The organism is Candidatus Pristimantibacillus lignocellulolyticus, assembly GCA_023639215.1.
Taxonomy (GTDB): domain Bacteria; phylum Bacillota; class Bacilli; order Paenibacillales; family Paenibacillaceae; genus Pristimantibacillus; species Pristimantibacillus lignocellulolyticus.
This window is the reverse complement of record CP097899.1, coordinates 3,232,793-3,255,504: the sequence shown is the minus strand read 5'-3', so window position 1 is coordinate 3,255,504 and position 22,712 is coordinate 3,232,793. Positions and strand designations below refer to the sequence as shown.

Below are 22,712 nucleotides of genomic sequence, written 5' to 3'. Positions count from 1 at the left end.
CCGAAAGTACTATAAAACGAAACCCAGCAACGTGTACGGTTCGAGTACACAAGCGGAGACTGTCTAGCACGAAACTTAAAATGGAAGGTCAAAATCGTGGGCTGTCAGCACCAAGAATATGCCCTCCAGCGGAAACGAGGCGCACAGTGTACGTTATTGGTACACGAGCACACGCAGGCTTTCGATGGAGGGCATATTCGATGTCGACTAAACTACCTAGCATACTCATCGTGATCACAGTCCGCGATTTTGAGCATCCTATAAAAGTTGTTCGTATTTGTAGCTTGGGTAACAACCTAACACCCTCACCTGACACCCAATCGCTTCAATTTCTTGGAGCGCTGCTTGTAGTAAAAACTCTTCAAGCGAGTACTTAATTTCAATATAGAAATAATAACTACCTAACTTCTTCTTCGTCGGACGAGATTCTATGCGGGATAAGTTAATTCTTCTCCACGCAAATGCAGACAGTACTTGATGTAATGCTCCAGCATAATCTTCAGGTAGAGTAACAAGAATACTTGTCTTCATATTACTATTCTCACGAGCAGTATAAGGCTTATCACCTACTAAGAAGAAACGTGTGTAGTTATTATTGTGATCAGTGATCGAATCAGCTAATATATCTAACTTATTATTAATCGAAGCGGTCTTTGTCCCGATAGCAACTATACCTTCACCTGGATGATCTGCAACGATCTTGACTGATTCTGCTGTACTACTTACATGTTCAGTTTCTGCATATGGAATATTTTCACGAATAAATTCAAGACATTGTGACATCGCAACAGGATGACTAATTACTTTTTTCACTTTGGTAAAATCCAATTGACCCCATTCATTTAACAATTCTGAACGACGACCAATAAGATTCTGAATGGAGGGATATACCCATTCCGCTTGAATTGGCAGATCTACTTCATGTACAAGCCAATCTAAGTGCAAACTTACTGAACCATCGATCGTGTTCTCTATAGGAATAACACTATAATTGCTAATCTCATTTACCGTTGATAGAAAAACATCTGAAATCATTCGATGATGTTTCCACTCAACCGATTCATCTGAAAAAAATAACTTTGCTGCTTCATCTGATACTGATCCTGCTGGCAATAGAGCTACTGTTGTCATTAGTGTCCGTCTCCTTTAACCAAATCCATAAAAGCGATTGATTCACCTTGCGTAATAGATTCGTAAATGACTCTCGCGCCATAAATATCTGGAGATAGCCACATCGTAGTAGCTGTAATGCCCTCCTTCTTCATGCACTCAAGTAAAAATTGTTCAAGTTCCTCTTGCTGCGTACTTTGCGAATCAACAAATGTAATTAATGTTGGTCCCGCACCACTTAGAGCTGCTCCAAGAGCACCTTTTTCGGTAGCATGTTCTAAAATATATTCCATACCGGGAATTAATGCCGCGCGATACGGTTGATGTACCCGATCTTGCATAGCGGTACGAATTAATTCAAGCTGACCAGATGCGAGCGCTGCGACAAGCAACGAACTGCGACCAATATTAAAGACTACATCTGCTTTACTATATTGACTTGGCAATGCATGTCTCGCTTTTTCTGTTGATAATTGAAAATTTGGTACTATAACTAATGTTTCAAGCGTGTTAGGAGGTGTTATCTTCACGTATGGAGCTGTTTTCTCATCCCATGAAGAAATAACTATCCCACCGAATATTGACGCTCCTACATTGTCTGGATGTCCTTCTAGTTCTGTAGCCATATGAAATAGTTCATCAGTAGTCAAAGCCTGTCCAATCAGCGCATTGGCAGCTACTAGAGCTCCAACTATGGCAGACGCACTACTACCCAAGCCACGGGTCAAAGGAATTTCACTATACATACTTATTTTAAGTGCTTGCTCTGGCATTCCTGCCTTAGCAAACACTTTTTGAGCTACTTTATATACTAAATTATTGTGGTCTTTCGGAATGCCTTCCATACCATCGCCATATAGATGAACCGTTGTTTCATCAGCTATTGTAAGCTCTAGCCATGCATATAATGATAAGGCCATACCTAGTGCGTCGAAACCAGGTCCCAAATTAGCAGTACTCGCAGGAATTTTAACAACTACCGATTGTTTTTCTATTTTGTTCATGTGCTTATCCTTCTACTCGATATACGCTCTTCACTTCATGAATAACATCAAGAGCATTGAATGATGAAAGTACATTTTGAATTGCGGCTTTGCTAGCATCATGTGTAATGACGATAATCTCAGCATGAGTTTGATTTTGATTAGGTTGTTGTAGAACAGATTCTAAGCTTACTTCATGATTTGCAAACTCCTGTGTAATGCGAGCAAGTACTCCCGCACGATCAGCAACTTCAAGCAATAAGAAGTATTTAGAAGAGATTTGATCATCAGTTTTAAGCACTGTCTGTTTATACGCAGTGTTAACTCGTTTACCACTGATGCCAAGTTTAATATTTTTACTTACTGCGACAAGGTCAGCCACTACCGAAGTTGCTGTTGGTAATTCGCCAGCACCTGCGCCATAGAACATCGTTTCACCTACTGCTTCACCATATACTAGTACAGCATTGAATACGCCGTTAACAGAAGCAATTGGATGCGAATTTTTCACCATTGTAGGTTGCACAGATACACTTACTTGATTTTCATCACATTCAGCGATTCCTAGTAATTTCAATTGATAGCCAAGATGTTTTGCGTATTGAATATCTTCTTTCGTAACAGATGATATACCTTTAACTGATACATCGTCTAAAGAAACAGCTGTATGGAAACCAAGACGCGCTAAAATCGTCATTTTACGAGCAGCATCAAGTCCTTCTACATCACTTGTAGGATCCGCTTCTGCATATCCTAGTGCTTGAGCTTCTTTAAGTACATCGTCATAAGATGCACCTTCTTGAGTCATTTTAGTTAAAATGAAGTTAGTTGTACCATTGACTATACCCATTATTTTAGTAACACGATCCGATGAGAAACCATCAATTAGTGTACGGATAATTGGAATTCCACCAGCTACGCTCGCCTCATAATACACATCACAACTATTACGTTGTGCAATTTCTAATAATTCCGTTCCATAAAGCGCCATTAGATCTTTATTTGCTGTAACAACGTTTTTACCAAGATTAAGTGCTTCTACTATATAATCTTTTGTATCCGTAGTTCCGCCCATTACTTCAATGATCACATCAATTTCGGGATGACGAACGACTTCCCACGGATCTTCAGTTAACTTAGAGCGGTCAACTTCAATGTTGCGCTCTTTGTTCACATTCGAAACAAGTATTTTTGTAATTTCGATAGAACTACCTACTTGATTATGCAAATCGTCTTGATGATTCTCCACTATACGGACTACGCCAGTACCTACAGTACCTAGCCCTAATAATCCTACTTTAATAGGTTTCATCTATATCCCTCCAGAGTTTGATTTATTCGAATTATTGTTTTAATAGTGGGCATTGAACTTCCTCTTTTAATCAAGGTTCAAAAAGCGGGCTTTCAGAATCGAGAAGATGGAGTTAATTTGTGGAAGGAGGAAACGTAAATGTACGTTATTGGTACATGCGTACCGGACTTCCCAAATTAGCTTCATATTCGACGTCGAATAATCTACGTTAGCATACTCATCGTTATCAAAGCACGCTTTTTGAACTACCTTAACCTTGGCCTATTACTAAGGCATTTCTCACACCCGCCTGTTGCTTTAATAATTCTATAAATGGCTCAATTTCTTTTGATAAACCAGAAACATCTACTGATAATACTACGTTAGCATAACCTTGTAGCGGAATACTTTGATTCATCGTTAGTAAATTACCATCATGTGCGGCAATTACACCTAGTACACTAGACAATACACCAGAACGATGCTCTAAGTCCATAGCAATAGTGATAATATGTTCTCTAGCAATTTCAGCTAGTGCATACACACCATCTTTATATTTATAGAAAGCACTTCTACTCAGCCCCACTCGTTCTACAGCTTCATTAATCGTATGTGCTTTTCCACTTTTCAATATTTCTTTCACCTGAATAGTCTTAACGATCGCCTCGGGTAATATATCCTCTCGGACGACAAAAAATCGAGCGGTCATCAATTGTCCTCCTAACAAAGACATATGTTCTCTTATAGTGGACATTATATCGAATTATCTAATTAATTACAATAGGCGACACAAAAAAAAGACGACCTTGGTCGTCTCTTCATTATTAATTATTCGGGTCATAATCTGAACCTTCAAAGAATTCAAAAGTATATTCACCAATACGAACCGTATCGCCATCTTTTGCACCACGTCTACGAAGTTCATCATCAACACCCATACTACGTAGCATTTTTGCAAATTTCATTACGGCATCATAACTAGTCATATTGAAGCGTTTCATAAAGCGATCAACGTCTTCACTTTCAAGCACATAATCTTCATTATCACGAGAAATTTTGAAGCTTGATTCTTTCTTACGCTCATATTTGAATATTTTACGTTGCTCGCCTTCTTCAGGAACGATATCTTGTGCTTGTTCTTCGGCCAATTGCTTCTCAACGATATCCAGTACATCAGCAGCTTTGTATAGAAGCTCATTAATACCATCTCTTGTTAATGAAGAAATAGGTACGATAACATGTTCTTTGTCGCCATCATACTCTTTCAATTGCTCTAGGAATATTTCCAAGTTATCGGCAGATTGTGGCATGTCCATTTTATTAGCTGCAATAATTTGTGGTCTGTCAGCTAATTTCTCATTATAAAGACGTAATTCGTTATTAATTTTTATCCAATCATCAAATGGATCACGACCATCAGTTCCTGATATATCAATAACATGAATAATAACACGTGTACGCTCTACATGACGTAAAAATTCATGACCTAGTCCAATACCTTCATGTGCACCTTCAATTAGTCCAGGAAGATCAGCCATTACAAAGCTTCTTCCATCACCAACTTCAACAACACCTAGATTTGGTGATATTGTTGTAAAGTGATATGCACCAATTTTCGGTCTCGCTCCTGAAACTACTGAAAGCAATGTTGACTTACCTACGCTTGGGAAACCAACTAAGCCGATATCTGCCATTACTTTCATCTCAAGAACAACCCAATGCTCTTCACCAGTTTCACCATTCTCCGCAATATATGGAGCTGGATTAGTTGGCGTAGCAAAACGCATATTACCACGACCGCCACGTCCACCTTTGGCAATGATAATTTGTTGCCCATGTCTTGTAAGATCGGCAATTATTTCTCCTGTATCATCATCAGTGATGGTTGTTCCAGGTGGAATGCGTACAATTGTATCTTCTGCACTTGCTCCGTGCATTCCTTTTACTTTACCGCGTTCCCCACGGTCAGCTTTAAAGTGTTTTTGATAACGGAAATCCATTAGCGTTCTTAAACCTTCATCAACACGAAAGATCAAATTACCGCCATTACCACCGTCACCACCGTAAGGTCCACCATTTTCAACGTATTTTTCACGTCGGAATGAGATCAGACCGTTACCACCGTCGCCGCCTTTTACAAATATCTTAGCTTTATCGACAAACATGAATTGCCTCCGTTCACGCTCTAGTTATCTGCAAATCAATTTGATCGACTGATAATGCTCCGATGATTTGTACAGATCTAGCGCCATTCAACTGCTGTTCTATTTTTTGTTGCCATAAATCTTGATTGTTCACACTACCATTAAATGCAAAATGTATATTCAAATGATCCTTATTGTTTTCAAATTGTAATTGGAGGATTGGATCAGAAGTCATATCAACAGCTGCATATATTCGATATGCAGAGATAATAGAAATTATGATCTCACTAACTTGCTCATCCTCAATAATAATCGATCGTTGATCTTCCTTAGATAAGAAATTAACTTCTAAGATGAAATTACTTGGAATCGTTCGAAAACCAATAAGATAACTAACAAGCGAAGGTTCTTCTAGCTTTGAGATTGCACTCTCTGCTAACATCTTCCCCTTTATTCGTTCTACATATTCAGTTATTCGCTCTTGCTTCCCAAGACGTATATAACCAAATAATACTTGTAGATCATTCATCCAATCATGACGATGATGATTCATCGTTGAAATCCATTGTTTATGGGTTGATCTAATTGTTAAAGATAATTGTTGTTTATGAATTCTCTGCTCAACATAATAATAGATAGCACCAATAGCTGCTACCCATATTAATGCAAGTAGATTTATCCATCTGTGACTAGGCCAAACGAAGATTAAAATTGCAGGTATAAAAGCAGTAAGCCATAGCCAACGTCGCCATATGTACCAATACTCCATCTAGCAAATCCACCTCTTTACTTAACACTAATCACTACTAATGAAAGTTCGTTATCAAAGTCAGCGATTTTGAACTACCTATTCCAATAAAGGTTCAAAATATGGGCTTTCAGAACCGAGCAGGTGAAACGCTACTTGAGAAAGGCGGAAGAGCAAGTGTACATCATTACGTACATGCGAACCGTACTTTCCAAGTTCGTTTCAGATGCGATGTCGAATATGCTACGTTAGCATACTCATCGTTATCAAAGTCCATATTTTGAACTACCTATACTACCTTACCTAAAAATAGCCCCGACCAAGCAATGCTGGAAGGGGCTACTTACGTTCGTTATTAAGCTTCTACTGCTGCAGCAACTGGTGCTAGTTCAACTGGGTATACGCTCACTTTTTTGCGTTCACGACCCCAACGTTCAAACTTAACCACGCCGTCAATCATAGCATATAACGTATCATCTTTACCGATACCTACGTTAGTTCCAGGGTGAATTTTTGTACCACGTTGACGGTACAAAATGCTACCACCAGAAACGACTTGACCGTCTGCACGTTTAGCGCCAAGACGCTTAGAGTGAGAATCACGACCGTTCTTAGTAGAACCTACACCTTTTTTGGATGCGAACAACTGAAGATTTAATTTCAACATCTAGTGTCCCTCCTTCTTAACTATTATTTGAATTGCGATCATGTACCGATACATGATCACCATATGATTGAGCGATCGAATCAAGCATCACAATCATAGACTCAAGCAATAACTGAATCTTGTCTTCCACTAATCGATCCGCAATTTGCGGAATAGGAGAAGATAGCCAGCCATTTTTCATCTTGACAGGAAGCTCGACTCCCGCTAACGCTTCGATCGCATTCACTGTACCAACCGATACAGCGGAAACACCAGCACAGACAATGTCTTTACCATGTTTCGCATAATTAGCATGTCCTTCAACAGCAAAAGATACAATACGATTGTTATCGTTTTCTCGTACAATAGTGATCGTAATCATCTTAGCTCCTATTAAGCTTCGATTTTTTCGATAGTTACTTTAGTGTACGGTTGACGATGACCTTGCTTGCGTCTGTAGTTCTTTTTCGCTTTGTATTTGTAAACAATGATCTTTTGACCTTTGCCGTGTTTCTCCACTTTTCCTGACACTTTAGCGCCAGATACAGTTGGAGTACCTGCAACAAAACCGTTGCTTCCTGATACAGCTAGAACTTGGTCAAAAACAATGTTTTCTCCCTCGTTACCGTCAAGTTTTTCGATGTAGATTACATCGCCTTCTTGAACTTTATACTGCTTACCACCAGTTACGATAATTGCGAACATAGTTGGTGCACCTCCTTATTTGTCGAAGACTCGCCTAATCAAGGTGTCATTGTTGCCAATGAACTTAAACCCGATTCGTGCGGTACTTGTATTATCCACCAAAGTGAACAATACACCAAAACATTGTATCATAAGTAGCCTATTACTTCAACTGAATTTCTTGCAAATATTTCGATGTATAACTATCCCGAGCTTTTTTACGTGTTAATTCCATTAAACCAAGTCTTGTCCAACCAAATACAACACATTTCGCCCCATCATATTTGACGGAATCATGTAATATTTTATAAATACGATTACGATTTTCTTCATGTTCCATATCTATAAAATCAATGATTATAATGCCACCGGTATCACGTAAACGGAGCAATCTAACGATAAGCTCTGCAGCTTCAGCATTCGTCTGGTACAAAGTATCTTCCAAATTATTATGACCAACGAATTTTCCAGTGTTCACATCTATGACCGTTAAAGCTTCGGTTTCTTCCCAAATAATATAACCCCCATTATTAAGAGGGATCTTTCGTCCGAAAGCAGACACAAGTTGTTTATGAACTCCATACTGAGAAATGATCGCATGTTGTTGCTGCACGTAACTCCGTATTTCCGGCGATTCCTGTGGAGCAACAAGTTTCATAATCAATTGAACCTCATCATGAAGTTCCGGTGAGCTTACCCAAATTTCATCCACATCTGATTGATAGAGATCACGAAATATGCGTTTAAGTAATTGTTCTTCACTATGGAGTAAGTAAGGTGCTTGAGTATTATTCGCTGTATCGGTTATATGTTGCCACACATGGCGAAGATGATCTACATCTGCCTGCAACGATTCCATCGTCTTGCCAATTGCGGCAGTCCGTAAGATGATTCCTTCAACATCCGATATAAGCTTAGCCCCTATTTGCTTCAATCGTTCTTTTTCTTGCTCATCAACAACTTTTTTTGAAATTCCGATATAATCGGCTTTCGGCATATATACTAGCCATCTTCCCGCTAAATTGTAATGAGTTGTTACACGAGCTCCTTTATTACCAAAAGGATCTTTCACAACTTGTACAATAAGTTCCTGACCAGGATAGGTAACTTGAGATATGGTTGGCTTCTGCTGAGGTTGCTTATCCATATTAGGATCTAGCATATCGTCGATATAAATAAACGCGTTTTTCATTATGCCAATATCAATAAATGCAGCCTGCATGCCAGGCAACACATTTTGCACAATCCCTTTATAAAAATTACCTACTAAGCTACGTTCTGTTGTTTGCTCTACGAAGAATTCTGTCAGTTGTTCATCCACTAACAATGCTGCTTGAGTATGAGTTTGATTCATATGAATAAGCAATTGCTTCATTTCCCGTCACCACCTTTACCCGTTTCTTTCATTTTAACGGAAAAGTTCACCAACTGCACGATGAAGATTACTTCCATCTGAACTATATTGCAGCGTCTCTTGTTCAGAGTAAAGTTTTACCCCTCGAGATACACCATCTACGACACATAAAAGATGAAGTTGTTCACGTTTAAATCTTTTGAATACCTCATATAAACTTTGTTGTGATTGTGCAAGTATTGGAACAACTCGTGCACCTGCGACTTCAAGTTGTTCTACTCGCTTCGAACGAAATAGTAAAAATCTATAAAATAGAAATGGAACATGGCGATGATAAGTAACATTAGAATAGAACAAAAATATGCCGATCATTAATTCATTCAATTTTATACCTTGGAAATTCTGAAACACTGGAAATATAGCATAGCCGATTAGAATAACGCTACATACAATACTCATTCTTGCAGTCCATAATAAAACATCGAAGAACTGAAAACGATAACTTAACATAGCTAGTACTATTTTCCCTCCATCAAGAGGTAGTATCGGCATCATATTGAATGCCGCTAACCATAGATTAGCCTTGATGAGATAGTTCGTCCATTCTAATGACCACAATCCTAAGTCGCCCATCACCCACGCAAATGCTGCCATCCATATATTTTGCATGGGCCCTGCAATCGCGACAAGCCATTCATCTTTTGCTGATGCGCCATTTCCTTCGTCAACTTCAACTACGCCTCCAAATGGTAATAATTTTACCGATTTCACACGCCAGCCAACGGAAAAAGCCATCACAATATGTCCTAATTCATGAACAATAACGAGTAAAAACAATATAATTAGCTCGAGGAAATATCCCGTTAATGTAGATGCTAACAATATCATAATAAATAAAGGATGAAGACTCCATTTTATTTGTAGCCATTTATTCAACAGAAATCACTTCCAGCGGATCGATATACTGGTCATTCTGTTTAATAGCTAGAAATAGCACACTGTAATCTTCATCTTTAACAGGAGCCAATTTCCCGATGTTTGCTCCTGCCTCTAACCAATCACCTACTTGTACTTTGACTTCATTTAATCTTGTATATATAGAGATACGTTTATCTGCATGTTGAATGATGACACTATCTTGTTGTTCTCTTACTAGAATAACTCTTCCCTTCTCTACAGCATGTACCACAGCATTTGGTTCACCTGCAATTTCGACGCCATTGAGCAATTCTGCAAATGTATGAAGAAGTACCCCTTTTTCAATTGGGGCAACGATTTCAGAATTTTGATTATGTTTCGCCAACGCTAATTCACTTTTATTACCAAAACTAGGAATGAAAGAAGGAGAACCCGAAAATACGTCTTCATACCAGTTGGCTATCGCTACAAAATCAAAAGAGGACTGTAATTCTCGATCCAACCAACTTCTTCCTTTTTCAATATAAGGATTTGATATTTGCGTTGCAATAAATACTATGCCTAACATTATCATCGCAATAATAGTCTGGATTTTCAAATGACTGAAAAAACCATACTTTTTTCTCGTATCTAAATCATCTTGAACGACATGATCTTCTGGATTATTACTTTGATTACTTCCATATTCCCATGGATTCGAATTTAACTTCCAAAACTTCTCAGGATCATTCTCATAATTGGTCGGCAATTTACTCATTAGCATCAACTCCATTTACAATCATCTTTCCTAATAGGTATGATTGCAAGCGGACAAGTATGCAATAACCAACAACAAAAATAGACCAACCAGTAATTACCGGTTGGTCTTTTAAGGTACTACTATTTTGCTCTCAGTGTAACCAAGCAACGTGTTCGCTTGCGAACACAAGCGAACAATTCTTAGCACGAGACTTCAAATGAAGCTTCAAAATCGTGGGCTGTCAGCACCAAGAAGATGCACTTCAGCGAAAACGAGTAGCACAGTGTACATTATTGGTACACGAGCACACACAGGCTTTCGATGGAGGGCATCTTCGCCGTCGAATAAACTACGTTAGCATAATCATCGTGATCACAGTCCGCAATTTTGAACTTCCTCTATCAGTCGGGTATTTCATACATATGTTGATGCGATTTAATACTCAAAACTAATCCAATACAAAACATATTAATGAGTAATGAAGTACCACCGTAGCTAATAAACGGTAACGTGATCCCTGTAATAGGCATTAAACCAATCATCATCCCTATGTTTTGGAAAATCTGAAATACGAACATGGAGGTAATCCCGATAATAATGTACGAGGCCCGCCTATCTTTGCAATTGAAAGAGATAATAATCATCCTATAAATAAGTAGGAAGTAAAATAGTAGCAACACCGCTGCACCTTGGAATCCAAATTCTTCTCCAATAACTGCGAAGATAGAATCCGAATATGGATACGGTATGAAACCACCATTTTTCATCCCACCTTTAAGATAACCTTGCCCTGACAATCCACCAGAACCGACCGCTTGAATCGCATTCTCCGATTGATGCTTTGCATCTTTGGAAGCTTCATCAGGATTCAAGAAGGTATTAATCCTTTGATACCAATGTTCTTTATCATGGTCGATAAGATATTTTTCAATATCTTCATTGAATGTATTGAATAGCAATAACACTCCCGCTATCGCGATTGCGCAAGCTCCAATACCGATCATTACATGCCAATGATTTACATTACCTATCCATAACATGCCGACAACGATTACAAAGTAAATTATGGCATTACCAAGATCCGGTTGCGCCATAACAAGTCCAAATGGAATAAGCGAAAAAATTCCGATTGGAATAATATCTCTACGGAATCCCAGCTGTTCACCTTGTCGTCTACCCATGAGATATGCGATACCAATAATTAGAAATAATTTCACTACTTCAGCAGGCTGAATTGATAATTTCCCATCAAAAAGAGAAAACCAGCCAATGGCACCATTAATTTTACTTCCAAATGGGAATATAAGAATTAATGAGGCGACGCCAATAATATAAATGATCCACCAGGATTTCAAAATGATTCTGTAATCGATAAATACTAACAAAAAGACAACTGCAAACCCGAGAATATAATACAGGAATTGTTGATTTTCAAAACCATGATACAATATCGTATTTTCAGTAGCACTACGTATTACAAAATAACTGAACGCCATTAATCCTACAAGAATAATTAAGATCATCCAGTCAATTTTTTTAATCTTGTTAAGCAACTACATCATCCCATTCCAAAGAGCTTTCTGATCTTTTTGAAAGTGCCTATTTTTTCATCAAGCACCATCAATGGAACCATATCGCCAAGCATACGTCTTGCGATATTGCGGTAAGCAATAGCTGATTTGTAAGCAGGATTCAAAGCAACTGGCTCACCATGGTTAGCACTAGCAATTACTTTTTCATCATCAGGAACAATACCTAACAAATCAATAGCTAATACCTGACAAATATCGTTAACATCAAGGATATCTCCTGATTTCAACATACCAGGACGTATACGATTAACGATTAATTTTGAAGGTATTTTGTTCTGTTCAAGCAAACCAATAACACGGTCAGCATCACGAACTGCGGTAGCTTCTGGTGTAGTCACAATTATCGCACGCTCTGCGCCTGCAATCGCATTACGGAATCCTTGTTCAATACCAGCTGGACAATCTATGATGACGAAATCATGAGTTTGCTTTAATTCAGTGACAATCTTATTTATTTGAGCTGGTGTAATAGCATCTTTGTCTTTCGTTTGAGCAGCTGGCAACATGTACAACTCGTCGAAACGTTTGTCTTTAATAATTGCTTGCTCTAAGCGACAACGATTTTCGGCAACATCACAAATATCGTAAATAATTCGATTTTCTAATCCCATAATCACATCTAGATTACGAAGGCCGATATCGGTATCCACGAGAATAACTTTCTTTCCTAACAATGCAAGCGATGTACCAATGTTAGCAGATGTTGTAGATTTACCAACTCCGCCTTTTCCAGATGTAATAACTATAGCTTCTCCCATTCTCTTACACTCCCCTCATCATAATTGGTAATCTGTTCTCTCGATGTAGTAGCGTTAGTTTCTGTATAATCATCGCATCATCTTGTATATATGCATATTCCATTAAACCATCTGTTTCTTCCCACTCTTCAAGTGGTTTACTTATGATTTCATGAATTTTTAATTGAGTCGGTTTAAGATAAGAGGCAACAATAATAGCATCTTCTCGTCCATTGGCACCCGCACATGCTTGTCCTTTAAGAGACCCTAAAATATAAATATCGCCACTGCATCGAACTACGCCACCTGGATGCACATCTCCTATTAACAATAAATCGCCGTCAAATTCAATCACTTGACCAGATCGAACAATTGTTGCCATAACTTTCATTTCCGCATGAGCCTTATTCTTCTCCTCAGGAGGTATATCGCTCTCAATTGCTTGAATCATTAGATTACCTTGTGATCGAATGATATCTGACATTAGCTTCGTTTGTTCTTCTGTAATAACTCTTTTACCAAGCTTTACAGTAATATGAATTAATGGCCCCGATAATAATTGCTGATGAGTTTTTTCAATCTTATTCTTTAGCTCGGACAGGAGCACCTCGAATTCACACTTATCGTCGAGAAGGAAAAGCAGACCATCCTTGACACCTTTTATCATAATATGCTGTTTTTCAGTCATCTAAGTCCCTCCCAACGTAATGTATTCTCGATATGTTCAAGCTTTTCCTTCTTAGTAGCTACATTTCCTCAGCTGAATCTGAAGAATGGAACTGTCTTCTTGACTCGAACATCTTACGTACTGGTACATAGATAATTAGTGCAAATACAAGTTGTAGAAATAAACTAGGTAAAATGAATTGAATTAGTGCCCATGGGTAAGAGCCCGTCGTAAGCTTAAATACTTTATTAATAAAATATAATACCGAATCGTACCCTATACTTGCAAAACCAATAGCAGAAATAGCAAGCATTAAAGTAGCTTTCTTACGTTCTAGTAGAATACCAATTAAATATCCAATTAAGCCCATGAAGAAGAAATGCGCTCCCATAACATGACCATAATACATAATATCTTGCAGAAGTCCAAAGCCCATCCCTAATCCAAGTGCTTGATGTCGGCTACCATACAACGCTGCAAAAATCACCATTACAAAAGTGAAATGAGGAATAATTCGATCTCCAAAACTGTTAGGTATTAGCCAAGGCATTAAAGCCCCCTCTAATACGAAGACAATAAGTATGATCAGAACGATCCGATTCAAGCTCATGGCGTAAGCTCCTCATCTTCGTTTATTTGCGGAATTTTCACAACGAACACTTCAGTTAATTGATTCAAATCGACAAAAGGTTTAATTGTCGCTTTGTAGGTCAGAACTGCATCACCCACAGTTTTAAATTCAACTGTGCCAATCTGCAAACCTCGTGGATAAATATTACCAAAACCAGAAGTTATAACGGTATCTCCTTCGGCCATTGGGTCATTTTCACCAATTTTTGTCATTATAATGCGTTCAAGTTCAGCATCATATTCTGTTAGGATACCAAACGACTGATTTTCTTTATCCATAATCGTAGCTGATATAGCATTAAATGCCGTAGATAACGAATTAAGTTCTGTATAAGGCGTTACGGAAGCAGTAAACGGTGTTACAGCTTTAACTAAACCGACTAAACCATCGACAGTTACTACCGCCATATCTTTTTGAACGCCTTGTTTGGAACCCACATTAATGTTGATTGTACGATTATTCGCATCATTACTGACAGAAATAACTTGCGCGATCATATATGTATAATCATACATTTCCTTCTGGTGTGCAGTAAAATCAAGCTCATTTTGTAACCGTTCATTCTCATTCTTCACAAAATTATATTCAACTTTATCCCTGGCATACTGAGCAGCAAGCATACGAAGTTGCTCATTTTCCTCATAGATAGAATTAAGGTTCTTCATATCTTGAAAGAAGCCCGCTATTGCACCAGCGGGCCGATAAATCATTTGTTGAATGCCACCTATGGCATCTTTCACAAATTTCTCAGGCCAAGAAAGGGATTGTCTACCACCGATAGACAACCCAATCATGACAATAAATATTAGAAAACCGATCATAAGCATAAAAAGCCGCTTATTTTTTAATAAATTGAACAATAGTTTTCACCTGCCATGTGTGAGATTACAGGCATAAGCTTAGCGCTTAGATCTAAGTGAAGTTTTTGATCTGAACAGATCAAGATGCTCTAAAGCAAGTCCTGTTCCAATCGCAACACAATCTAAAGCATTGTCCGCTACAATTACCGGCATTCCCGTCTCTTTTTTTAATAGTTGATCCAAATTCTCAAGTAGTGCTCCACCACCTGTTAATACAATTCCACGATCTATAATATCTGCTGATAATTCAGGAGGACATTTTTCAAGTGTAATTTTCACTGCTTCAACAATAGCTGCAATGGTATCCATTAACGCTTCAGTAATCTCATCTGATGAAATCGTTAATGTCTTCGGTAATCCAGACAAAATATCACGTCCACGAATATCTAACGTCTTCGGTGTAGATAACTTAGTAGCTGAACCAATTTCCATTTTAAGTTGTTCTGCAGTTCTTTCACCAATTAATAAATTATATGTTTTTTTGATGAACTGAATAATCGATTCATCCATATTATCGCCAGCAACACGAATAGAACGACTAGTTACAATACCACCAAGTGATATAACGGCAACTTCAGTTGTTCCTCCACCAATGTCTACGACCATACTACCAGTCGGTTCCCATACTGGTAGATTTGCCCCAATTGCAGCTGCAAATGGTTCTTCAACTGTTTCAGCTTCCCTAGCACCTGCTTGTTTCGCAGCATCTATAACAGCACGTTTCTCAACTGCTGTAATACCAGAAGGTACACAGATCATAATATTTGGATGATTACCAAATAAAGAGCGGCTCTTTTGAGCTTTTTTAATGAAATATTTAATCATTGCAGAAGTGATGTCGAAATCAGCAATAACGCCATCTTTCATTGGACGAATTGCACTAATATTACCCGGTGTACGTCCAATCATAAGTTTTGCATGTTCCCCTACTTCTACGATTTCCTTTGTATCATTACGAATCGCGACTACAGACGGCTCGCGCACGACAACACCTTTTCCTTTAATATAAACTAAAGTATTAGCTGTGCCTAAATCAATTCCTAAATCTTTCGAACTTCCAAACATGATGTAACTCCCTTCTAGTCGGTCAATCCCTATACATTATATTATAGATAGCCCTGCTCCTTCAAACTAACGAATTTTCCATCGCCAATAATGATATGGTCAAGTACTTCTATACCAATTAGGGAGCCCGCTTCAACCAGTCTCTTCGTAATCTTGATATCCTCTGGACTAGGTGTAGGGTCACCGCTAGGATGATTATGTGCACAAACTATAGAAGCACTACTGTTCCGAATTGCTGAACGAAATACTTCTCTTGGATGAACAAGTGATGCATTCAGTGTACCAACAGATAATGTTTCTTTCGCAATAATCCCGTTCTTCGTATTCAAAAACAGACATATAAAATGTTCTTTCTTCAAATATCGCAGTTCTTCCATAATATACATTGCTGCATCATTAGGACTTTTTACAATTACAGTGTCACCAAGTTTGCTACGTGCAACGCGCTTTCCTAGCTCGATTCCAGCATGTAATTGCAATGCTTTAGCTTGTCCAATTCCTTTAATAGCGGTAAGCTCATCTACACTCATATCTACCAGTTGTCTTAAACTTCCGCAATGCTGTAGTACCGTTGTTGCTAATGCTACAGCAGATTGACTTTTCGTACCAGTTCTAAGCAATATCGCTAATAACTCTGCATGACTTAATGCATCGGCCCCATATGCCATCATGCGCTCTCTAGGACGTTCATTATGGGGGACATTATGCAAGCTAGACCCACTGTCTGCCATGTCCAATTCCCACCATTCCATATAAAGATCGTTATTGTAAGACCATCACATCAAAATGAAGTAGCATCTCTGCTACAAGCGAAATCGGTAAACCTACGACGTTAAAATAGCATCCGGTAATGGAATCAACGAGGATAGAACCTTTCCCTTGAATTCCATAAGAACCCGCTTTATCCGAGCTTTCTCCGGTTGCAACATAGGCACGAATTGTTTTCTCAGTGAGAGGTCGCATCTTTACATTAGTCACTCGATGTTGTACAAGCGTCTCACCAGTACGTGTATGAAGTAAGGTTACGCCCGTTAACACTTGATGTTCTCGACCTTGCATGCGCATCAGTGTCATAACAGCGTCCTCGATGGAACTAGGCTTCCCTAATATATCATTATCCAACAATACAATCGTATCTGCAGCTAATATTAGTGAATTCTCATCAAAAGAAATTTCAGATGCTTCTCCATCAAGTATGGCTTGTCTGACTGCAGTTGCCTTAGCCAAGCTTAACTGTTCTACAGTTTCACTTGGCGACCAATCAGCTTGAATAGTTTCGTCCGTATCCAAAGAAAAAACAGACACCGGCAAGGAAAGGTCAAGTGTTGCGACCAGTTCCTTCCGGCGCGGTGACGATGAAGCCAGTATTAACCGACTAATCGATTTATTATCATATGGCATTATGCGCTCATTCATCTGCTTAACTACCCCTTCTTCACTGTCACTTCAATTACAATAAAGATTCAAAATATTAGTATTTTGAATTTCATCTACAATTTACGATACCACCATATCGCTACAAACATCCCAATGATGCTTAATAGACTAATGTTAATATGTATCGATAAGTCAATGGCAATGACATGAAGATCAAAGGAAGGTTTCCAATCTGTCTCAATTGCATTTGTTAGAAAGGATAATCCAGGTACCGCATCAAGCCAGTATCCTATGAGTGAACCTGCAAGTAAACCTAGTAGAATTAGCAATAGCAATAACCACTTACTTTTCTTCAACAGTTCACTTCCTTTCTCGAACGTTATCGTACTATTTCTATTATACGCACCAATATAGTCTATGACAATCCGTTAACTTGCTCAAACCATTCTTTTTGTACTAGAACCGCTTTCACAATGGCTTCTTCTACACTCCAAATGTTTTTCGAGTTTGGTTTTTCTTGGTATTTTAATAACTGTTGTTGTGCTAGTTGTAATGATTGTTGTAATTGTTTCGCTTGTGATTCGTGCGTAGTACCCTTGAATCCATCCATCGTTTCTTGCGCGATTATTTCCCATTGATCGTATTGCGTTTGCGATGCTTTTTGTGCAGATGAACCTATAACACTAAGTGTAGGCTGCTCTAGCTGTGCAGCTACGAGATCAGCATACATTCCAATGAGCTGATTACTACTTTTTATAAACGATTCTAATTGCGCTGCTTCTCCATTGTATTGCAATTTTTCTGGTAGTTGTAACGCTAATTCTTTACGATATAATTCAAATCCTGATACATTATTTTTGAGTGGCTCTATATTATTTGCAGAAGTAGCTATTGCCGTATACACAAAAAATTTTCCACTATTTGCTTGCGAAAAAACAGCTGAGTAACCCGCTTTTTTCATCGCTGCAATAACTTCATCCCTAGTATTTTCCTTACTGAAAACACCTGCTTGTAACAATTGGTAACTATAAAGAGCTTCAGACATGCTTATAGATACAGTCGGTACATTTTCCTCTGTAGATGGCAAAGCATCCACCTGATCCACTACTTGTTCTTCTGCATTTACAGATTCAGTTGACTTGTCACTTGGCCAAAGTGTAGATCCAAATACTTGAACTAGTAATAAATAACCAAGCAATGTACCGGTTATTACCGCACATAATACAGCAACTAATCCATGAGTCCAACTAAATCTTTGCTTACTTTTTGTTGTTTTCCCATCATCAATAATGGGTACTGACCAATCTGGTTGTTGCAAAGGATATGTAGCGCGTGTTGCTTCCAAATTATAATGATCTATATCTATGCGATGATCATGTTCCATCTCTTTCGAAGAAAGCTGCTCATCATATAATGATTGACTAGTAAAATGTTCATCGACTCTACTTGTTGACGAATGTGTATTCATCTTCCCGATATTTGCTTCATAAGAAGCACGAACATGTTGCCATTCCTCATGTTCTTCTAGGTCTAGCTCGTAACGTGTACGATGATTCGCTTCCTTTGCTGGTCCAGTAATATAGGGTACTTCATTTCCTTCTTCAGTATGAGCTATAACTCCATCAGCTTCACGTATTAATTGCTCTAACTGCTCAATATTTAACTCTTGCGTAGAATTAGAATCGCTGACTACTGTTGGTTGCTGTGAAGAATCTATTTTATTACCATTACGATCAAATCGGTAAGTAATTCGGTTTTGATGTTGCATTTCTATCACTCTCCTTCTTTTATCTCTATTAGTCTATGAAACTTTCAAACAAAATATGATAGTTGAAAAGAGTTAATGGATTCAAAGAAAAAAAGATTTATTGAACTATAGTAGGGTGGAATAATTGCATCTGTGTCCGTAAGGATAGATGAGAGAGGCATTCCTAGCAAATAAGGTATCTTTGGTCCGTTAGCTATCGAGTGAGGAAACCAAATTCAACGTTGATTGATAAATTCAAGCACTGATATTTATTTTGAGCCAATAAAAAAGCATCTAACTGTAGTCATATGTACGACTACAGTTAGATGCTTTTTACAGTATAAAATAATATTTACGATTTAATATGTTCACCCAGTGCATGAGATACTTTCCAAATATCTCCGGCTCCCATCGTAATAACCATATCACCAGATTGAATATTCGCCTTCAATTGCTCAAGCACTTCTTCGTTCGTTGCGATATATTGAACATTTTGTTGACCATTGGCTTTAATAAGTTCAACTAATTTTTGCGATGATACACCTTCAATTGCCTCTTCACCTGCAGGCGAATAAATATCTGTAATGATTACAGAATCCGCTTCTGGGAATGCTTTACTGAATTCATCGAGTAAGAAGAACGTACGTGTAAAGCGTTGTGGTTGGAATACTGCTGTAATTCTTTTACCAGTAGCTTTTGATGCATTAATTGTTGCAACAATTTCTGTTGGATGGTGAGCATAGTCATCAACAACAAGAATGTCTTTTACATCTGCAAGAACTTGGAATCGACGCTTTGCACCAACGAATAATGTGATCGCTTTTCGTAGTGCTTCAAGTTCAACACCCGCTTCTAAACATGTAACGATTGTCGCCATTGCATTATATACATTGTGCATACCTGGAACTGAGAGCACGAATTGTCCTAAAGATGTTCCATGATTAGATAGCTCAAAACTAACCGTACGGTCACCTTCAACTATATTACTTGCGATATAATCAGCTTGCTCATGAATACTATAAGTAATAAGTTGTTGATCTTGCAATGCATTGTCACTATATACACGAGGTAATAATTCTCTTACATTGTGATCATCCAAACATACCACTGCTTTACCATCTGGCTTCACTTGTTTCAAAAATTGCACGTAAGCCTTTTTAATATTTTCAAAGTCACCATCATAGTTTTCAAGATGGTCAGCTTCAATATTTGTAACTACTGCAATCTTAGGGAAGTAATGAAGAAATGTTCCATCACTTTCATCTGCTTCAGCAACAAGGTATGATCCTTGGCCTGCTTTGGCATTAGTCCCTAGATTGACGATTTCACCGCCAATAATATAAGTAGGGTCCTGCTTCGTCAATTCCATTACAAGTGCAATCATTGAAGAAGTTGTCGTCTTACCATGAGCGCCAGCAACAGCAATACCCGAAGTGGCATTAAGTAATTTTGCTAACATTTCTGAACGATGTAATACGGTAATTCCCGCTTCTTTTGCTGCTACAAGCTCAATATCATCTTGACTTATAGCAGTAGAATATACAACGATAGAAGCCCCTTTCATGTTAGAGACATCGTGTCCAATAACAATAGATGCACCTTGCGCTGATAATTTTTTGGATAATGCTGATTCTGCAACATCAGATCCTGTTACTTTATAGCCCATTTCCAAAACGACTTTAGCGATAGCACTCATACCGTATCCACCGATTCCAATGAAATGAACTTGTTCATTTGCTTTCAAAGAGAATTCACCAGCCTTTTTCTGCATCCTTGTTGTGTAGCATATACGAGCGTACGTCTCCTATCAAATACAATGTTCCAGTAACAACTGCAAGATCAGATTCATTCGTTTCCTCAAGTAATAGCTGAACTGCTTTTTTCCATTCTCTCTCAATAATAATGCGAGGAGGATTGGTTAATTTAAGTTCATGAATAAGATCTTGAACGAGCGTCGCTAATTCATCAGCATTTTTCGCCATACGATAATTAGGTTCTGTTAAGATCAAAGTATCCGCTAAAGGTAATATATGCTTAAACGTGTCATGGTGACTCTTATTCTCGATCATTCCCATAACAAGATGCAATTTTTCGTATTTATAAGTTGTTTGTAATGCACTTGCTAGTGCAGCAGCACCCTCTGGATTATGTGCACCATCAATAAGTAAGCGTGGTTGCTGTCCAATCATCTCAAGACGTCCTGGCCATGTTGTCATTTTCATTCCATCTAGTAAATCTTCATCACTTACAATTAATGCTTGATATTGACGCAAAATTTCAATAGCCATCATAGCAACGGCAGCATTTTGACGTTGATGTGCCCCACTTAATGTAATAGTCACATCTTCTATGTTCCTGAACAAACCTTCAAAACGGAACTGTTGTTCAGACTCATCTACATACAATGGCATTTGATCAAATTGTTGTTGATATAAATAGATCGTACTTTTTTTCTCTTGCGCATATTGCGAAATCACTTTAATTGCTTCTGGTTGCGTTGCCCCGACAATAACAGGCACACCAGCTTTAATTATGCCAGCTTTTTCAAAGGCAATCGCTTCGAGAGTATCTCCTAATTTGTCCATATGATCATAACCAATATTCGTAATGATTGACAAAACCGGTGTAACAACATTAGTTACATCAAGTCTACCACCAAGCCCAGTTTCCCACACTACATAGTCAGGATACGTTACAGTTGCGTAGAATAGAATAGCAATCGTAGTTGTAACTTCAAACATTGTTGGAGAACCCAATTCAGTTGCAGCCATTTCTTCAACTAAAGGACGAACCTTGTTTGCTAGAAGCAAAAGTGTTTCTTCTTCAATATCTTCACCATTATACTGTAAACGATTCGTAAATTTCGTAATATAAGGTGATGTGAATGTACCTACGTCATATCCACTTTTATGTAACACATGAGTAAGATATGAACATACAGAACCTTTACCGTTCGTACCTGCAACATGAATAAACTTCAGTCGACGATGAGGATTACCTAGGCTCTCCAGCAATAGTTCAATGCGTTCAAGACCAGGGCGAATGCCGAAAGGAATCAAAGAATTGATCCAATCGACAGCCTCCACATAAGATTCCATAGAGCTTACTTGTTGTTGCTTCGTTTCTACGCTCATCAGGATACCCCTTCTCTATAATAGGATGTTCAAAAAATGGACTTTGATAACGATGAGTATGCTAACGTAGCATATTCGGCATCGCATCTGAAACGAACTTGGAAAGTACGGTTCGCGTGTACGTAATCATGTACACTTGCGCTTCCGCCTTTCTCAAGTAGCGTCTCACCTGCTCGGCTTTCGAAAGATCATTTTTTGAACCTTTATTGGAAGTAGTTGGTCAAAAAGCGGACTTTGATAACAATGTAATTCATTGTAGCCTATTCGCGTCGAATATGGAGCGAA

Annotated in this window: 24 protein-coding genes and 1 other annotated feature; all 24 genes read right to left on the bottom strand. The window is 38.3% G+C overall.

The annotated features are described in order from the left end of the window. Positions 1–258 precede the first annotated feature (258 nt). Entirely contained in the window at positions 259–1,131 is an 873-nt protein-coding gene (gene pheA, locus NAG76_13790) for a prephenate dehydratase (GenBank protein ID URN92914.1), read from the bottom strand. Continuing rightward, complete coding sequence (gene thrB / locus NAG76_13785) at positions 1,131–2,114, bottom strand: homoserine kinase (protein URN92913.1); 984 nt, start codon at positions 2,112–2,114, stop codon at positions 1,131–1,133. Before thrB ends, pheA begins: the two co-directional genes overlap by 1 nt. Positions 2,115–2,118: 4 nt before the next feature. Next, the gene (locus NAG76_13780) at positions 2,119–3,405 is read right to left on the bottom strand and encodes a homoserine dehydrogenase (protein URN92912.1); all 1,287 of its coding nucleotides are present in this window, start codon (positions 3,403–3,405) and stop codon (positions 2,119–2,121) included. Positions 3,406–3,655: 250 nt separating this feature from the next. After that, a complete protein-coding gene (locus tag NAG76_13775) occupies positions 3,656–4,093 on the bottom strand; it encodes an ACT domain-containing protein (GenBank protein ID URN92911.1) in 438 nt (145 codons plus the stop codon). Between the two features lie 115 nt (positions 4,094–4,208). Continuing rightward, the gene (gene obgE, locus NAG76_13770) at positions 4,209–5,549 is read right to left on the bottom strand and encodes a GTPase ObgE (GenBank protein ID URN92910.1); all 1,341 of its coding nucleotides are present in this window, start codon (positions 5,547–5,549) and stop codon (positions 4,209–4,211) included. Positions 5,550–5,562: 13 nt separating this feature from the next. Beyond that, positions 5,563–6,297 (bottom strand): Spo0B domain-containing protein, encoded by a 735-nt coding sequence (locus tag NAG76_13765; GenBank protein URN92909.1) that lies wholly within the window; start codon positions 6,295–6,297, stop codon positions 5,563–5,565. 334 nt (positions 6,298–6,631) lie between these two features. Then, positions 6,632–6,943, bottom strand: a complete 312-nt coding sequence (rpmA, locus tag NAG76_13760; protein ID URN92908.1) for a 50S ribosomal protein L27 — start codon at positions 6,941–6,943, stop codon at positions 6,632–6,634. A gap of 16 nt (positions 6,944–6,959) precedes the next feature. Further along, entirely contained in the window at positions 6,960–7,304 is a 345-nt protein-coding gene (locus NAG76_13755) for a ribosomal-processing cysteine protease Prp (GenBank protein ID URN92907.1), read from the bottom strand. Between the two features lie 11 nt (positions 7,305–7,315). Next, positions 7,316–7,627: a 50S ribosomal protein L21 gene (gene rplU / locus NAG76_13750; GenBank protein ID URN92906.1), complete on the bottom strand. Its 312-nt coding sequence runs from the start codon at positions 7,625–7,627 to the stop codon at positions 7,316–7,318. A 16-nt stretch (positions 7,628–7,643) separates the two neighbouring features. Beyond that, positions 7,644–7,725, bottom strand: a sequence feature (ribosomal protein L21 leader region). 44 nt (positions 7,726–7,769) lie between these two features. Then, positions 7,770–8,981, bottom strand: a complete 1,212-nt coding sequence (locus NAG76_13745) for an Rne/Rng family ribonuclease (GenBank protein ID URN92905.1) — start codon at positions 8,979–8,981, stop codon at positions 7,770–7,772. A 33-nt stretch (positions 8,982–9,014) separates the two neighbouring features. Further along, positions 9,015–9,896 carry a site-2 protease family protein gene (locus NAG76_13740; protein URN92904.1) on the bottom strand — a complete coding sequence of 294 codons (882 nt, stop codon included), beginning with the start codon at positions 9,894–9,896 and terminating at the stop codon, positions 9,015–9,017. Beyond that, entirely contained in the window at positions 9,889–10,635 is a 747-nt protein-coding gene (locus NAG76_13735; protein URN92903.1) for a M23 family metallopeptidase, read from the bottom strand. The genes NAG76_13740 and NAG76_13735 overlap by 8 nt, the downstream gene beginning before the upstream one ends. 383 nt (positions 10,636–11,018) lie before the next feature. Next, positions 11,019–12,170, bottom strand: a complete 1,152-nt coding sequence (locus tag NAG76_13730; GenBank protein ID URN92902.1) for a rod shape-determining protein RodA — start codon at positions 12,168–12,170, stop codon at positions 11,019–11,021. Between the two features lie 5 nt (positions 12,171–12,175). Further along, a complete protein-coding gene (gene minD, locus NAG76_13725; GenBank protein ID URN92901.1) occupies positions 12,176–12,967 on the bottom strand; it encodes a septum site-determining protein MinD in 792 nt (263 codons plus the stop codon). Positions 12,968–12,971: 4 nt separating this feature from the next. Beyond that, positions 12,972–13,634 (bottom strand): septum site-determining protein MinC, encoded by a 663-nt coding sequence (locus NAG76_13720; GenBank protein ID URN92900.1) that lies wholly within the window; start codon positions 13,632–13,634, stop codon positions 12,972–12,974. Positions 13,635–13,692: 58 nt separating this feature from the next. Next, entirely contained in the window at positions 13,693–14,223 is a 531-nt protein-coding gene (gene mreD, locus NAG76_13715; GenBank protein URN92899.1) for a rod shape-determining protein MreD, read from the bottom strand. Next, complete coding sequence (mreC, locus tag NAG76_13710) at positions 14,220–15,104, bottom strand: rod shape-determining protein MreC (GenBank protein ID URN92898.1); 885 nt, start codon at positions 15,102–15,104, stop codon at positions 14,220–14,222. The genes mreD and mreC overlap by 4 nt, the downstream gene beginning before the upstream one ends. A gap of 39 nt (positions 15,105–15,143) precedes the next feature. Continuing rightward, positions 15,144–16,169 (bottom strand): rod shape-determining protein, encoded by a 1,026-nt coding sequence (locus tag NAG76_13705; protein ID URN92897.1) that lies wholly within the window; start codon positions 16,167–16,169, stop codon positions 15,144–15,146. 41 nt (positions 16,170–16,210) lie between these two features. Then, on the bottom strand, positions 16,211–16,900 hold the full coding sequence (gene radC, locus NAG76_13700) for a DNA repair protein RadC (GenBank protein ID URN92896.1): 690 nt from the start codon (positions 16,898–16,900) through the stop codon (positions 16,211–16,213). Positions 16,901–16,931: 31 nt separating this feature from the next. Beyond that, positions 16,932–17,585, bottom strand: a complete 654-nt coding sequence (locus NAG76_13695; GenBank protein URN92895.1) for a Maf family protein — start codon at positions 17,583–17,585, stop codon at positions 16,932–16,934. A gap of 74 nt (positions 17,586–17,659) precedes the next feature. After that, a complete protein-coding gene (locus NAG76_13690; GenBank protein URN92894.1) occupies positions 17,660–17,902 on the bottom strand; it encodes a DUF4321 domain-containing protein in 243 nt (80 codons plus the stop codon). A gap of 59 nt (positions 17,903–17,961) precedes the next feature. Further along, complete coding sequence (locus NAG76_13685; protein URN92893.1) at positions 17,962–19,314, bottom strand: hypothetical protein; 1,353 nt, start codon at positions 19,312–19,314, stop codon at positions 17,962–17,964. Between the two features lie 331 nt (positions 19,315–19,645). Then, positions 19,646–21,037, bottom strand: coding sequence for a UDP-N-acetylmuramate--L-alanine ligase (gene murC / locus NAG76_13680; GenBank protein ID URN92892.1), 1,392 nt, complete (start codon positions 21,035–21,037; stop codon positions 19,646–19,648). Positions 21,038–21,044: 7 nt separating this feature from the next. After that, a complete protein-coding gene (locus NAG76_13675) occupies positions 21,045–22,427 on the bottom strand; it encodes a bifunctional folylpolyglutamate synthase/dihydrofolate synthase (GenBank protein URN92891.1) in 1,383 nt (460 codons plus the stop codon). Positions 22,428–22,712 lie beyond the last annotated feature (285 nt).

Excerpts from the sequence above, each read along its gene's own strand:
- pheA (URN92914.1), bottom strand. The coding sequence starts at position 1,131 with ATGACAACAGTAGCTCTATTGCCAGCAGGATCAGTATCAGATGAAGCA.
- thrB (URN92913.1), bottom strand. The coding sequence starts at position 2,114 with ATGAACAAAATAGAAAAACAATCGGTAGTTGTTAAAATTCCTGCGAGT.
- NAG76_13780 (URN92912.1), bottom strand. The coding sequence starts at position 3,405 with ATGAAACCTATTAAAGTAGGATTATTAGGGCTAGGTACTGTAGGTACT.
- NAG76_13775 (URN92911.1), bottom strand. The coding sequence starts at position 4,093 with ATGACCGCTCGATTTTTTGTCGTCCGAGAGGATATATTACCCGAGGCG.
- obgE (URN92910.1), bottom strand. The coding sequence starts at position 5,549 with ATGTTTGTCGATAAAGCTAAGATATTTGTAAAAGGCGGCGACGGTGGT.
- NAG76_13765 (URN92909.1), bottom strand. The coding sequence starts at position 6,297 with ATGGAGTATTGGTACATATGGCGACGTTGGCTATGGCTTACTGCTTTT.
- rpmA (URN92908.1), bottom strand. The coding sequence starts at position 6,943 with ATGTTGAAATTAAATCTTCAGTTGTTCGCATCCAAAAAAGGTGTAGGT.
- NAG76_13755 (URN92907.1), bottom strand. The coding sequence starts at position 7,304 with ATGATTACGATCACTATTGTACGAGAAAACGATAACAATCGTATTGTA.
- rplU (URN92906.1), bottom strand. The coding sequence starts at position 7,627 with ATGTTCGCAATTATCGTAACTGGTGGTAAGCAGTATAAAGTTCAAGAA.
- NAG76_13745 (URN92905.1), bottom strand. The coding sequence starts at position 8,981 with ATGAAGCAATTGCTTATTCATATGAATCAAACTCATACTCAAGCAGCA.
- NAG76_13735 (URN92903.1), bottom strand. The coding sequence starts at position 10,635 with ATGAGTAAATTGCCGACCAATTATGAGAATGATCCTGAGAAGTTTTGG.
- minD (URN92901.1), bottom strand. The coding sequence starts at position 12,967 with ATGGGAGAAGCTATAGTTATTACATCTGGAAAAGGCGGAGTTGGTAAA.
- NAG76_13720 (URN92900.1), bottom strand. The coding sequence starts at position 13,634 with ATGACTGAAAAACAGCATATTATGATAAAAGGTGTCAAGGATGGTCTG.
- mreD (URN92899.1), bottom strand. The coding sequence starts at position 14,223 with ATGAGCTTGAATCGGATCGTTCTGATCATACTTATTGTCTTCGTATTA.
- NAG76_13705 (URN92897.1), bottom strand. The coding sequence starts at position 16,169 with ATGTTTGGAAGTTCGAAAGATTTAGGAATTGATTTAGGCACAGCTAAT.
- radC (URN92896.1), bottom strand. The coding sequence starts at position 16,900 with ATGGCAGACAGTGGGTCTAGCTTGCATAATGTCCCCCATAATGAACGT.
- NAG76_13695 (URN92895.1), bottom strand. The coding sequence starts at position 17,585 with ATGAATGAGCGCATAATGCCATATGATAATAAATCGATTAGTCGGTTA.
- NAG76_13685 (URN92893.1), bottom strand. The coding sequence starts at position 19,314 with ATGCAACATCAAAACCGAATTACTTACCGATTTGATCGTAATGGTAAT.
- NAG76_13675 (URN92891.1), bottom strand. The coding sequence starts at position 22,427 with ATGAGCGTAGAAACGAAGCAACAACAAGTAAGCTCTATGGAATCTTAT.